General features: G+C 53.2%; 11 protein-coding genes. 6 read left to right on the plus strand and 5 right to left on the minus strand.

The window, feature by feature from the left end:
- Positions 1-2 precede the first annotated feature (2 nt).
- Complete coding sequence (locus DTL42_RS10625) at positions 3-1,040, minus strand: DUF481 domain-containing protein (protein WP_147274240.1); 1,038 nt, start codon at positions 1,038-1,040, stop codon at positions 3-5.
- Between the two features lie 373 nt (positions 1,041-1,413).
- Positions 1,414-2,442, minus strand: a complete 1,029-nt coding sequence (locus DTL42_RS10630) for a hypothetical protein (protein ID WP_114368702.1) — start codon at positions 2,440-2,442, stop codon at positions 1,414-1,416.
- A 358-nt stretch (positions 2,443-2,800) separates the two neighbouring features.
- On the opposite strand from DTL42_RS10630, the gene DTL42_RS10635 reads away from it, so the two are divergent.
- Positions 2,801-3,061 carry a hypothetical protein gene (locus DTL42_RS10635; RefSeq protein WP_114368703.1) on the plus strand — a complete coding sequence of 87 codons (261 nt, stop codon included), beginning with the start codon at positions 2,801-2,803 and terminating at the stop codon, positions 3,059-3,061.
- 125 nt (positions 3,062-3,186) lie between these two features.
- Here DTL42_RS10635 and DTL42_RS10640 read toward each other — a convergent pair whose 3' ends face one another.
- From DTL42_RS10640 to DTL42_RS10650, 3 genes are all read right to left on the minus strand, one after another.
- A complete protein-coding gene (locus DTL42_RS10640) occupies positions 3,187-4,122 on the minus strand; it encodes a glycosyltransferase family 2 protein (RefSeq protein ID WP_114368704.1) in 936 nt (311 codons plus the stop codon).
- Between the two features lie 153 nt (positions 4,123-4,275).
- Positions 4,276-6,294, minus strand: a complete 2,019-nt coding sequence (ligA, locus tag DTL42_RS10645; RefSeq protein ID WP_114368705.1) for an NAD-dependent DNA ligase LigA — start codon at positions 6,292-6,294, stop codon at positions 4,276-4,278.
- 45 nt (positions 6,295-6,339) lie between these two features.
- On the minus strand, positions 6,340-6,714 hold the full coding sequence (locus DTL42_RS10650; protein ID WP_114368706.1) for a cupin domain-containing protein: 375 nt from the start codon (positions 6,712-6,714) through the stop codon (positions 6,340-6,342).
- 168 nt (positions 6,715-6,882) lie between these two features.
- Here DTL42_RS10650 and uvrA point away from each other — a divergent pair, with 168 nt between their 5' ends.
- The 5 genes from uvrA to DTL42_RS10675 all read left to right on the plus strand — a co-directional run bounded on the left by uvrA (position 6,883) and on the right by DTL42_RS10675 (position 13,503).
- A complete protein-coding gene (uvrA, locus tag DTL42_RS10655) occupies positions 6,883-9,726 on the plus strand; it encodes an excinuclease ABC subunit UvrA (RefSeq protein WP_114368707.1) in 2,844 nt (947 codons plus the stop codon).
- A gap of 11 nt (positions 9,727-9,737) precedes the next feature.
- Positions 9,738-10,550 carry a hypothetical protein gene (locus DTL42_RS10660; RefSeq protein WP_114368708.1) on the plus strand — a complete coding sequence of 271 codons (813 nt, stop codon included), beginning with the start codon at positions 9,738-9,740 and terminating at the stop codon, positions 10,548-10,550.
- A complete protein-coding gene (locus DTL42_RS10665) occupies positions 10,550-11,596 on the plus strand; it encodes a ThiF family adenylyltransferase (RefSeq protein ID WP_114368709.1) in 1,047 nt (348 codons plus the stop codon). The genes DTL42_RS10660 and DTL42_RS10665 overlap by 1 nt, the downstream gene beginning before the upstream one ends.
- Positions 11,597-11,716: 120 nt before the next feature.
- Positions 11,717-12,298 (plus strand): hypothetical protein, encoded by a 582-nt coding sequence (locus DTL42_RS10670; protein ID WP_114368710.1) that lies wholly within the window; start codon positions 11,717-11,719, stop codon positions 12,296-12,298.
- A 146-nt stretch (positions 12,299-12,444) separates the two neighbouring features.
- Positions 12,445-13,503, plus strand: coding sequence for a retropepsin-like aspartic protease (locus DTL42_RS10675; RefSeq protein WP_114368711.1), 1,059 nt, complete (start codon positions 12,445-12,447; stop codon positions 13,501-13,503).
- Positions 13,504-13,786: the final 283 nt, after the last annotated feature.

Raw genomic sequence — 13,786 nt, forward strand, 5'->3', positions numbered from 1 at the left:
ATCTAGAATTCCCACAACAACAGGCAGGCGTAGTCCAGGTCGTTGCGTTTGCGATTATTAGGCGTGCTATCGTAGCGATCGTAGGCGCTCATCTTGAGCGACAGACCATGATCCAAAGCGATCGTATAGCTGGCTTCGTTGGTAAAACGATAACCTTCGTTGGCCTCGAACGCCGGATAGAAGTCAAGGTTAAACGTAATCGATTGTCGGTCAGTCAGATTATGCGTGAAGTCAGAACCAAATGAAGCTTCCGGGATCACCCCCTTTTGCGGGCTGCCAAACTCTTGCGAAAAACCAGAACCAGCGGATAACGTCCAATCGGTTCGATCGGTCTTGTACGGTTTGTAACTGAGGCCACCGTTAAACACCAATCGCAAGTCAAACGCTTTAAATTCGTCATATTCAAGATTCGTATTCTCGTGCAGAGCCCAGCGTTCGTGCAATTTCAACGGCCATTCCAGGCGATGTTTGTAAAATGCATTGTTCTGCGTGAGGTTCTCGGCATCGCTGGTCCGTAAATGCTTGAATTCGGAAGTGAAGATTGTTCGCTTCCCTTCGCGACGCACCTTAGCCCCTACACGCAAGCTATTCGAGATCGTGTTACCGGTCTGTCCGTTAAACCCAAGTTCGGCACTGTTCTTCCAAGTTGCCTCACCAAACCAATAGTCAATGTGGTAATACTGCCCGTAAGGAATGTAGTCGAGATAACCGTAGCTGTGTTCCTCAACCAGGTCCTCGATTTCCTCAATCGGTTTCTCCTCTGGCTCTTTCTTTTCTGGAGCGGCTACCTCTTCGGCGGGCTTTGCTTCCTCGGGCGTCGCCTCGGCTGGCTTTTCTGCTGCTGGTGCCTCGGCCGGTTTCTCTTCTGCTGCGGCTTCCGGCTTTTTAGGTGCCGGCAACTCAGGCAGAGGAGGGAGTTGCATGATATCGCTCAGCGAAGAGGACAAGTCCTCTTTGGGGTCTAGATAATGGACAAACTCGGCCTCATTGACGTCAGTAATGGGAGACTCAAAGTAGCTACGGCCAATTTCATGGAACACATTTTGATCGTCACCGCGCGCAAGAGATGCGTGGGCAGACCAAAAAAGCAAACCAAAAACAAATGTGGTTCGAAGCGAGAACCATCCCATGCGGGAACTTCCTAACACTGGCGTCCGGGGGCTTACAACGCAAGAGTCGTCATATAAGAAAATTTCGAGCCAACGCCAAGATCAATCGTTAGCTAACTGCCTAATCGCCCGCGATAGCAGACAGCGGCGGTGCCGGTCAAGAAATGAAAAGAGCGTCCCGAGTTGCAAGCAACGCGGGACGCTCTTAATGCTGGCGAACAAGGACTTATGACCTCCGTGCCGCCGTATCAAACTGCAATTGTGCGATGGGTACCATTGGCCAGTTATCGGCCAAATAGTCTTCTTAGCGGACCTCGGCCACAGTGGGAACGACAAGGTCGGCAACGTACTGGGGTGCACCCTGGGTCAAATGATCCGCAAGCCGCTGCAACTCCGCTGTATTCATCGGCAACAGACGTTTCGGCTTCATCTGCGTTGCCAGCGTTTGCAGCACTCGCAACGGATCGACGAGTGAGGACGGAGACGAAGCTTGCTTCAGGATTGTTTCCTGAGCCAACAGCTCCCCCACGCTGGGCTGACCGTCCTCCATGGTGCTTGCCGCACGATTCAATTTTCTTTGCATCGTCAGAAGTTGGTCCAAAGATTGAATCGCAAATTGGGAATCTTCGGTCTGGCAGATTAAATCGGCTTCAATCTGGATCATTTTATTCGCCACACGCCGAGCTTTATCGGTTCGATATTGCTCAGCGACGATATCGTCTTGCATGGCAAAAACATTTTTCAGGACCAAATCTGCGAGGCGAGCATTGCCGGCTTGCTGGACAATTCGCTCTTGCAAATTCAAGAGATCAGCTAGGGAAGCACTCGCTTGCCGGCTGTCTTTATGGGCCAGCAAGATCTGCGATTGCATACTAGCCAATTGGTTAAATGCCTTTTCAGCTTGAACAGCATGGGGGTACTGACCAGCAACGCGGCCATGCAAGCTTGCGACCCGATCGAGGGCAACTTCTGCTTCGCGAATTTCTACGTTCATCGAAGAGAGCCGGCTGAACTGAGCTTTCAGCTTCTCGTTCATATCGGCAACAACTTGAACCTGTTCGGTTAGCTCTTTTTGCTTGGCCAACTGCGACAAGAGATCAACCGTCCCGTCCACCGTTTCTGTCGCCCTAGCCAGCTTCTCGACCGTCCGATCAAGTCGCGAGACCCGAATGTTCAGTTCGTGCAAGTGCTCTTCAGAAGGACGCACTGCAAAGATATACACCAGGATCACGCCCAGCATGATCCCAAACGCAAACGAACCCCAACTGTACGGTTCGTAACCCTGTTCTTCCCTGGCATAGCCTTGGGAATTTCTGCGATATCCGTCGGTCATCTTCCACCTGCCTCCTGCGGCGAGCACGAAATCTGGTTGCTACCGTGTCCTTACGATAGCACTCGTTATCGTCAGCGTTTATGCAAGCATAAAGCTCTTTCCAGATTGCCCATTCCGAAATGTGGGTCCTACGTTCCGGTTGTGTCAAACGTTCCCGATGTTCCGCAGCTACATTCCGCATGGGGTCACTCCGGGAATGCACCAGTCTCTCGACGCGGTGATAGCATCGCGTCAAAGTTCATTCGGCAAGGCATCACTTCTCGCAAACTCGTGCTGAATTGCCCTAGACCGACTATCCGTTACCTGATAACGTCCCTCGCCAATCCAAGTTTTGGGCGGTTTGAAAAAAGGTACGGAAATGAGCAACTTCAATTTCTTTGAATGGATGCGTAACGGGGTCAAGTCGGCGGTCCTGCTGGGCGTATCCGATGCCGTGGAAGAGATCGGCATGCCCGCTGAAGCCGAAGGCGCCGATAACAATGTGCTCGGCTTCCTTCAGAATGCCAAGTCGCAGCAAAAGCTCGGCAATTCGAGTAGCTCTAGCGGCAGCAGCCGAGCAGGCACTCGAAAGCGTCTAGGACGCTCTTTGAAAGACATTGAGCCGACCACGTCGAAATAGTCCGCGACACCAGGTCAATCACAAGAAACAAAAAAAGGCCCTCTATTTCACGAGAAATAGAGGGCCTTTTTATCGATCTGCTGTTAGCGAGTTCAGACGCTTTTCCATTTTAGCGAGAAGCGAACCTAAGCAGCTTTAGACTGCTTTGCCGCGACAGCCTTAGAACTCGCGTCTTTTTTTTCGGGCTGATTGCTGACTTGCGGGGTCTTCGGATCGAAGATCTGTGGGAATGCTTTTCGCAAACGCCCATGCCACCAAACCTTGTTCCGCCACAAGGGGACGTGTTTAAACGGAGGCGTTTCCCAATCTTTGGCCGCAATACGCTGCTGCATGACCGCTGGGTGCGATCCGTGATAGGGGACACAGGCCTGCATGTCGTAGATGTATTCGCCCACTTCTTTCAGCGGGTTATCATCTCGCTGCATGACTTGCTTGCCCTGCTTGTCGTAGATGTAAAATTGCTGAAACTGAGCGGTCTTCTCAGCCATCGCTTTGGGGGGGCGCACATAACCGTAGTGAAATACTCGGGCACGCACCATGCTTGAAATCAAGCGACGGCCGTTCTTTCCGAAACCACAAGCATCGCCCACGCTCCGAATTTGCGGATCGTTCCGCACAATACGCACCTGGCGGCGATAACCGAGGGGATCTCGAATGTTATAGTCCCCGCGAAAATGTAGATAGCGAAAACGAATTCCTTCGACCCAAGGACGATGCCAATTGGTTTCCATTGCCCGGCGGATGGCCGGGTAATCGGCTTCGTGGATCACTTCGTCGGCCTGGATGTAGAAACACCAGTCCCCGTCGCAACGATCCAGAGCAAGGTTTGTTTGATAAGCGAGCACCTCGCCCGCTTTGCGCATTTCAGGATCCCAAGGCGTGATTTCGATTTCGATCTTGGGATCGCCGATTGCCTGCAGGACTTCCAACGAGTTGTCCGAACAATCCCCTACCTGAACGACAAAGCGATCGACCAGCGGTAGTACCGATTTGATACTCTCGACAAACGGGTACCCAAAACGGACACCGTCTCGCAATATAGTGAATCCACAAACACGCATCTATCGCATCCCTTGCGACATTCAGTTCATGCCGTCAGAAGCACACCGGTACTGCTGGCGCATGAAATCTTCCATCAAATCGATAAGGACGATAACAGATTTGCTAGTTCCACACTAACCCAATTCGCGCACAAACGATTGCCATGGCCCGCACTAAGCTTGTGCGTCCAGCTCTGCTAGCAGCTCCTCGAATTGAGTCTCCGTAAGCACCGGCACTCCCAACGATTCGGCTTTGGCTAGTTTACTACCCGCTTTTTCCCCGGCGACCAGATAGTTCGTCTTCTTAGAAACGCTCCCCGATGCTTTCCCGCCGCGAGATCGAATCAATTCTTCTATCTCGTCACGTGTAAACTTCGACAGCGTCCCAGTCACGACAAAGGCCATCCCCTCAAAAACAGCAGGACCACTCTCTACTTTTCGCTGAATGGCTTCTAACGAGACTCCAACTCCACGCAAGTCGTTGATGGTATCTTGCCCAAATTCGCTTTGAAAAAACTCTCTCACCGAAGCAGCGATAACGTCACCGATATCCTCAATCTCGGCAATCTCTTCTTCCGAAGCGGCCATCAATGCTTCGATTGTCCCAAAATGATTGGCTAATCGTTCTGCCCCCCGTGCCCCGACATGCCGGACCGACAAGGCATTAAGCAGCCGTGCCAAGCCACGCGATTTGCTTTCTTCCGCTGCTGCGACGAGCTTCTCGCCTGACTTCTTTCCCATTCTCGGCAACGCAGCAATTTGCTCCGCACTCAGCCGGTACAAATCACCGTAGGTATGGACAATCTTTTCATCGACTAACAAATCGACCAGCTTGTCCCCCAGGCCTTCAATGTCCATGGCATTGCGTGTCGCGAAATAGCGTATTCGCTCTTTGATTTGCGCAGGACAACCTTGCCAATTGGGGCAGCGAATGTAAACGCCTCCCTCGTCCTTTACGACAGCAGTTCCACACGAAGGGCATTGGGTTGGAAAAGGAAAAGGGGGCAGATCGGTCTTCCGTTCGTGCTTTTCCGTCCGAACAATATGGGGAATGATCTTGCCTGCTTTCTCGACCACCACCACGTCGCCGATGCGCACATCTTTCCGCACAATCTCTTCAGCATTGTGCAAACTGGCCCGCGAAACGGTCGTTTCCGCTAGTTCTACTGGCTCTAAGATAGCAACCGGCGTGATCGCCCCAGTCTTACCGACTTGGACCTCGATGTTGTTGACCATCGTGGTGGCTTCGTACTTTTCAAACTTATAAGCGATCAGCCACCGTGGACTCTTCGAGGTCGAACCGAGTTTCTCTCGCTGTTCAAAACGGTCGACTTTGAGCACCAGGCCATCGACCTCGAACTCCAACTCATGCAGCGATTCGATCAGTTCCTGACAATGCTCGATAGCAGAATCGAAATCGACAAACGATTTCACGAACGGTGTCGCTGGCAATCCATACGAGTTGAGTTCCTGCAGGAACTCGGTATGAGATTTGGCTTTTAACCCTTCGACATAGCCAACCCCGTGGCAAAAGAGTCGCAAATTACGCTCGGAGCAAATTCGCGGATCCAACAGGCGAATGGTTCCCGCCGTGACATTGCGGGTATTCTTGTACGCCGGTAGGCCAGCCAAGGCTTGCTTTTCGTTAAGCTTGACCAAGTCGGCGTTGGTCATGTAGATCTCGCCCCGTACTTCCAGCTGGGGCGGAACATCTTCCCCATGCAACCGCAACGGGACATCGGCAATCGTGCGCACATTGTGGGTGATATCATCCCCCACAGTTCCGTTGCCCCGTGTCAGAGCCCGGGTGAGAACGCCATTTTCGTACAAAATCGATACCGCGACGCCGTCGATTTTGAGCTCCACCACCCAGGCAATCTTCTCGTCAGGCAAAAGCTTGGCGATTCGTTCACCATATTTCTTCAGCTCTTCCAAGCTGTAGGTATTGTCGATCGAGAGCATCGGAACCCGGTGGGCATGCTGCTCTAGGTGAGCAACCGGGGCATCCCCTACGCGCTGCGTAGGGCTGTCGGAGGTGATCAGTTCCGGGTGCTTGGCTTCCAGGGCCTTGAGCTGATCGATCAGCTTGTCGTATTCGAGGTCGGTTATCTCGTTGATGGCTTCAACGTAGTATTTCCGGTCGTAATAGCGGATTTTATCCCGCAGCTTCTCGATATCCTTTTCAACCGACATGCGTTTTACCTTACCAAGGAAATAGAGCCTGAAATTGGCCAAGCCTTACTGTTGGCATTCTGGTGGAAACTGGGCGTTGTTTGCCGCGTTGGGCACCAGACACAGGAACTTCAAAGGTGTATTGCCGGTATTGCGGAACTGATGAACTTCATCAGGCTCGACCAAAATGGCATCACCGGCCTTGATAGGCCGGGGGGCATCGTTCTCTAAAATGACTCCCTCACCCGAAATCACGTAAACTTCGTGCTCGTAAGGGTGATGGTGGTGGGGGGTAAACCCGCCAGGGGCAACTTCAAACTGCCGCATTGCAAACAAAGGGGCACCATCTTGCTGGCTGATCAATTGCTTAACCTGGCAACCGGCAACCCCATCCATCTCGACGGGAGTAGCAACTCCTTGGTCAATATTCTGAATCTTCACAATCCTTCTCCTGCATTAGAGTTAAACTCCTGAACACTGAAAACTTATCGAACCAAGTAGTGCTGAACAAGCGGACAGTGATCCCCCCTGGTATTCTCACGGCCTCAATCGGGTTACCATGAAAAATTCATTTAGCATGATGGAAAAGAATCAAGGGAACGCCGAGCCTTGTCGACACTCCAGATCGAAGCCCGAGGGGTTGAAGTTCATAACCTGAAAAAGGTTGACCTCGACATTCCACATCGCCAGTTGATCGTCTTTTGCGGGGTCAGCGGTAGTGGCAAGACGAGTATGGCCCTCGACACGCTATATGCGGAGGGTCAGCGGCGATATATCGAAAGTTTTTCGGCTTATACCCGGCAATTTCTCGATCGCCTGGAAAAACCTGAAGCCGACCGGATCGATAATATCCCACCGGCCCTGGCCGTAACCAAGGTGAACGATACCCGCTCCAGCCGTTCTACCGTCGGTACGGCAACCGAGACGACCGACTACCTGCGTCTTCTGTTCAGCAAGATTGGGATCGTAATTTGCCCAAGTTGCCAACAGGAAATCACCAAAGACACTCCGGGGCGAGTCGCGGATCAACTGGTCGCCGTAGAAAGCAGCGGCCGCATGATGGTCGCTTTCCCGATCACTTGCGAGGCTGACGAAACCGAAGGGGTCGTCGAGCAACTACGCGAGGATGGCTTCGTCCGCGTGATTTCAGCAGGGCAAATGATCTCGCTCACCCCAGATCAAGACGAAGCCCTTACCCAGCGTCTGAAATCTGGCGAGACGCTCTCCGTGGTGGTCGATCGCTTGACGCTGGAATCGTTAAAGATCGAGCGTCTGCGCGAATCGCTGGAATCTGGCTTCGCCCATGGCAACGGCGTTTGCGAAATATTGCTCCAACCGACCGCAGAAGGGCAACTCGCCAGCCAAGCCGTCGCAGTGGAAATCGATGGGCAATCGTGGCTTCGCCTCGGTTATAGCAGTCAGCTTCGCTGCGAGAAGTGCAACCTTCAATTTATTGAGCCTGATCCGCGTCTGTTTAATTTCAATAGTCCTCTCGGTGCCTGTCCCGACTGCGAAGGGTTCGGCAACATCATCGACATGGACATGGACTTGATCGTCCCAGACCGGCGAAAGTCGATCGCAGAAGGGGCGATCGCGCCATGGAATACGCCAGCCTACAAACATGAACTGGAAGAGTTAATCGCCCTAGCCCCTGATTACGATATCCCGATCAACACGCCGTATCGCGACCTGAGCGAGCAACATATTAACTTGATCATCGAAGGGGTGCCAGAACGAGAATTTGGTGGGCTAAAAGGTTTCTTCGCATGGCTGGAACGTCGCAAGTACAAAATGCACATGCGAGTCTTCCTCAGCCGCTGGCGTAGCTTCCGCAAGTGCGAAGCGTGCCAAGGAACCCGCCTGCGTCCCGAAGCCCTGGCCGTACGGGTCGGTGGAAAGAACATCGCGGAAATCTCCTCGATGAAAATCGTCGATGCCGTCGCCCATTTCCGCCAAATCCAATTGAGCGACTTCGAGAGTGCCCTTTGTCGCCAGGTTATGCCGCAAGTCATGGCCCGTCTCGAATATTTGTGTATTGTTGGCCTCGGCTATCTCGCCTTAGATCGTTCGCTGCGGACGCTTAGTGGGGGCGAAGCCCAGCGAGTAACGTTGACCAGCACACTCGGTTCCAGCCTGGTGAACATGCTGTACGTACTCGATGAGCCAACCGCCGGTCTGCACCCCAGCGACATAACGCGGCTAAACGAGGCCATTGTCGATCTGCGCAATCGCGGCAATACGGTAGTCGTGGTCGAGCATGAAGAAACCTTGATTCGGGCGGCAGATCAAATTGTCGAGTTCGGTCCCGGAGCTGGGGAACGTGGTGGCGAGATCATGTTCCAGGGAACTCCTGCCGAGATCGAACAGGACGAAGAAAGCCTCACCGGCGAGTTCCTTTCTGGGCGTCGTAGTGTCGTCCGCAAACGTGCCCGGCGAGCCACCACCCATGGACGCGTACGTTTGAAAGGAGCCAGAGGAAATAACCTGAAGAACCTGGAAGTTGAGTTCCCTCTCGGCGTGCTCACGGTCGTGACTGGCGTATCCGGAGCCGGGAAGAGTTCGCTCGTCGATCAAACCCTCTACCCTGCCCTCTGCCGCCGCAAACGCAAAGAGAACATCCAAAGCTTGCCGTACGACGACGTATTCGGCGATGGCCAGATCGACGATGTGGTCCTCGTCGACCAAGGCCCCATCGGACGTTCTCCTCGCTCGAACCCGGTCACCTACATCAAAGCGTTCGACGAAATTCGTAATGTCTTTGCGAGCACCGTTCAAGCACGAACGCGCAACCTGACCGCCAGCCACTTTAGTTTCAACGTTCAAGGGGGGCGGTGCGAAAGCTGCAACGGCGATGGTCACATCGCGATCGACATGCAGTTTATGGCCGACGTTTATGTCAAATGTCCCGAGTGCAAAGGGCAACGCTACAAGAAGGAAGTCCTCGAAATTACTTATCGCGGCAAGAGCATCGCTGACGTGCTGAACATGACCGTCCGCGAAGCGTTTGTCTTCTTCCGCGGACAGCCGAAAGTTCAAGCGAAACTAAACCTATTAAATGAGGTTGGCCTCGATTACCTGCGACTCGGACAACCGGCGAATACCCTTTCCTCGGGAGAAGCTCAGCGGCTGAAATTAGCAGGCAACTTGGCGACCACCAAGAAAGCCCGCACTTTGTTCTTAATGGACGAGCCGACCACGGGGCTTCACTTCGCTGATATCGTGCAACTGCTCGACTGTTTTGCAAACCTGCTTCAGATAGGTCACTCGCTGATTGTCGTCGAACACAACATCCATGTGATGATGGCCGCCGACTACATTATCGATCTCGGCCCAGGGGCAGCGGACGAAGGAGGCAATATTGTGGCCATGGGAACCCCGGAAGAGGTTGCAGAAAACCCCGCTTCGGTCACCGGCCAGCATCTGGCCGCCGTGCTGAAAAACCTGAAAGCGTGAGACTTATCGCCATGCTTCGACAAGGCCGCACTTCCTCACTGGAAGTCGATGTCTGGTTTTTTCCCGAGAAGCAATCAGATTCCATCGATTCCCTTTACCTCGAGGGCCCTTTCAGCCAGCTGGGGCGAACTCTAACGGCGCGATATCCTTTTCAAAAAGCACAACTCGCAGATCGCGAAGCGTGGAAGGCAATCGTCCCCGAACCGACCCTTTGGACTCCAGAGACACCAGCCTATTACAAGCTGGCAGATACCCCAACGATCGTTGGGCTGCGTGATCTTCGCATCCGAGCCGATAGTTTTTTTCTCGCCGATCGCCGTTGGGTTATTCGCGCGGCGGACAATTCCTCTGCCAGATGGGGGCAATCCTGGCCTGAGGTCGATCTCGTTACCATCCGCAACCATTCGGCTGACGACGACTATCACGCAGCAACCATCGCAGGCACGCCGGTAATTCTTCGGATAATTCAGCCCACCTCTCAGTTAATCGACCAGGCGAGTCGGTCGGCTGCGGTCCTCATGTTGATTTTGCCTGACGATTGCCCGGAAGAAATGACACGTGCGGCCCACTCGCACGTACTGCTAGGGATTCAACTTAGTTCCCCCCATTCCATTCCCGCTTGGGCCCAATTCGTTGCGGTTACAGAGCACGTACTCTGCTCTGGCTGGCAGACAGAACAGCCATTGCCGGTTATTGCCACCCGGCAATATGACGTAAAAAATCACTCTGCGGCAGAATTAAGACAAGCGTGTGACCAGTTCCAAGCCGACCTCGACCATGGTGCTGACTACGCTGGTTTGTGGCTTCTTCCCGAGACTCCCTAATGACAAAATCAGAAGATGACTCACTGGCACGCTATGCCCGGCAAATGAGCTATGGCCGCTTTGGTCGCACCGGGCAAGAGCAGCTTGCGCGGTCGACCGCCTTGGTCGTTGGCCTCGGGGCGTTAGGATCCGTGATTGCCAATACGTTGGCTCGCAGTGGTGTCGGCACCTTGCGAATCGTCGACCGAGACTACATCGAATGGAATAACCTACAGCGTCAGGTCATCTATACCGAAGAGGACGTTCGACAGCGGCTGCCGAAAGCAATCGCCGCCCAAAACCATCTCACTTCTGCCAACTCGGACATTCGCATCGAAGCGGAAATTTGCGATGTCGATCACCGTAACATCGAGCGTCTCTGCCAAGGTGTCGACGTGATTGTCGATGGCACCGACAATTTCGAGATCCGTTTTCTGCTAAATGATGCTTCGTTGAAACTAGGCATTCCCTGGGTGTATGGGGGCTGCATTGGTGCAGAGGGGCAAACAATGACGATCCTGCCCCACAACGGCCCTTGTCTTCGTTGCATTATTCCCGATTCACCTCCCCCTGGGACAACGCCCACCTGTGACACGGCAGGTATCTTGGCCCCTATCATCGGCGTGATTGCTTCCCTGCAAAGTATGGAAGCGATCAAGATCCTAAGTGGCCACACGGAACAAGTCAGTCGCACCCTGACGGTATTCGATCTGTGGGAGAACCGCATTCGCCCTGTAAAACTAAGCGGCCTTGACGATCGTAGCGGTTGTGTGGCCTGCGGTCAGCGAGACCTAGAGTGGCTCGCTGGCAAACGAGGCAGCCAATCTGCGGTGCTGTGTGGCCGAAATGCGATTCAATTAAATTTCGCCGATAGCGAACCGCTAGATCTGAACGCATTAGCCGAGAACCTGAGGCAATTTGGCCCGGTGGAAGCAAATCCTTATCTGTTGCGAGCCACGATTGGGGAGCATGCGTTTACCCTTTTTGGCGACGGCCGTTGTATTGTTCATGGAACCGTTGATCCGGCGGAAGCCCGGTCGCTTTATGCTCGGTATATCGGTACATAATTGCCCCGTTAGAACGGTTACCTATTCTGGTTTCATGCTGCCAGCCAAAGTACAATACAGGTACCCGCTGTGGCCCTATTGGGCCGTGACTTTTCCCCATTGAGAACGAAGGACAGTCCCGTGACGGAACAACCCCACCACACGTACAATGAGTCCGACTACCAGAACTTGCTGGACTCGATGTTCGTCGAGGAAAACGAAGCGTTGTGGGAAAGACTGCGCGAGCAGATCGCTGAAGAGAACTTGATTGACGAGTTATCTAAAGCAACGGCGATCTCCGACAAGGTACTTATTCAAAAGCTTGTCGACATGGGGGTTACGTCCCGGAACATGGCCGCTCTGACCATGTATCCAATGATCAGTGTCGCCTACGCCGATGGCGTCCTCAACATTGAGGAACGTGACCTAATCATGAAGATGGCCCATGAATGGAACATGAAACCTGGTGACCCTGGTTTCGAGGTCATGAACCATTGGTTAACCCAAGGCCCTACCGCTGAAGGTTTGGAAGTCTGGAAAAAGTACATTACGGCCGTGATGTCGCAGATGTCCCCTGAGCAGATTGCAGACCTAAAACAGAGCATCATGTCTCGGGCCACGGCGGTTGCCACCGCAGTGGGCGATGTCCTGGGCCGCTTTGGCAATCGCACCACCAAATCAGAAGATGCCCGCCTGAAAGAGATCGAAGCCGTATTCCCCTAAAACCAGGGGGGGCACTCAGCTGATTTTATGACGATGGGTTTGCAGTTTTTTCTAATTCTCTGCAAACTATAAGCTCCTGGGGAGATCGCGAAAGCCACGCCTATCCCCAACTTCTTTTCTTTCCATCCTCAGAGCTCGTCATACTTATGGATCGTCTGATCGCGGTACGCTATCGTTTTACGAGCCTGCTTTGCTTTCTCCTGCTCGGCTTGGCCCCTTGCTGGGCAAAAGCGGCCGAGCCAACTTCTCCGCTGGTGCCCCATGGGTTCGAGAAGTTCGGTTCACGCTGGGTTTTTCCGGATGAGATCGACTTGAAGCGAGACCTAGATTCCCTGGATGAGGTTGTCCGTCGTACGGTTACTCTGAAACGCCAGATCGAGCTGGCCGCTGCCGAGAATCGAGAACACTGGCAGATGCAACAGTCGACGAACAAACTAATCGACGAGATTGCCGCCGCAATGCGTCGTAATGCCGTGGGAACGGACGAGGAAAAGAAGGTCCAAAAGCAAATTGACCAACTCAAGAAGGCCAGTCGCGAACTCCGCGACGGAGTGGCCCCTGATCGCCTCGGTGGCCAACCTCATATGCGGGCCATGCTTGAATCGCTGACCTTAATGCACCAGAAGGCAGCCGTCCTGATCGCACGGGTTACCTCGCAGCATGAAGAGATACAGCAACAATATCAGCAGCTTCCGCAAGAAGTGTCCTCTTGGATTGCTCAGCATGAGGAAACGAAAGTGGGGCCTCTATTTAGTCCCGAACAGGTCGATCAAGCCAATCGCAAAGCCCTGGCCGCGATCTGCCTGAACCAAGTCCCCCTGTTTCTTCATGGCAAGCAGAAACGAATTGGAGTCGTCCTAAACGATCAATTTCCAAGTATCGTCACGGTCGAAGCGAATGCCGATCGCCTTTTCTTGACCTCTAACATGGCTTTCTCGGCGGGCCTGAAGAAACTAGGCCCTCTTGAGTCCGTCAATTTGCCGGACGGGCATTCGACCAAAGTTCGGTTCGGCGAACTCCCGTTACTCCGCCTCGGCTCAGCCACTCTCCAAAATGTCCCAGTAGCCGTCTTGCAGCCCTCCGACGAACACCTAGGGGGCATACTTGGCCTTAAGATGCTACAGGCCTGGAATCCACACTTTGCGGAGTCGGGCATTTCACTCTCACTTGACTCCGACAACCAGGTTTCAACGGCTTCAAAATAGCCGTTAAGTCGACGTGGCACCATTCCTGGGAACTTCCACTCGCCCCGGAACATCTTACTTTAAGTAGGGATTTTCCAAGAATTCAGAGGACAAAGCTTCCATTACGATAGACAATGGTAACAATGAGAAGCTTGGGACAAGCCCCTACATCAAAGGGCATTGTTTCTATGTGGAAACCATTAATTCTTGCGAATTGGGTTTTCCTTGTACCGGAATAAGCATTATCAATGACATCGCGGTGAGTGAATTTTGGCAAACTTTACGTGTTGGCTAAATTTTGACC

Source organism: Bremerella cremea, assembly GCF_003335505.1.
Taxonomy (GTDB): domain Bacteria; phylum Planctomycetota; class Planctomycetia; order Pirellulales; family Pirellulaceae; genus Bremerella; species Bremerella cremea_A.

Bases quoted from the DNA above. Each gene is read 5' to 3' on its own strand.
- DTL42_RS10635 (WP_114368703.1), top strand. From the start codon at position 2,801: ATGAGCAACTTCAATTTCTTTGAATGGATGCGTAACGGGGTCAAGTCG.
- DTL42_RS10630 (WP_114368702.1), bottom strand. From the start codon at position 2,442: ATGACCGACGGATATCGCAGAAATTCCCAAGGCTATGCCAGGGAAGAA.
- DTL42_RS10640 (WP_114368704.1), bottom strand. From the start codon at position 4,122: ATGCGTGTTTGTGGATTCACTATATTGCGAGACGGTGTCCGTTTTGGG.
- DTL42_RS10660 (WP_114368708.1), top strand. From the start codon at position 9,738: ATGCTTCGACAAGGCCGCACTTCCTCACTGGAAGTCGATGTCTGGTTT.
- DTL42_RS10665 (WP_114368709.1), top strand. From the start codon at position 10,550: ATGACAAAATCAGAAGATGACTCACTGGCACGCTATGCCCGGCAAATG.
- DTL42_RS10675 (WP_114368711.1), top strand. From the start codon at position 12,445: ATGGATCGTCTGATCGCGGTACGCTATCGTTTTACGAGCCTGCTTTGC.
- ligA (WP_114368705.1), bottom strand. From the start codon at position 6,294: ATGTCGGTTGAAAAGGATATCGAGAAGCTGCGGGATAAAATCCGCTAT.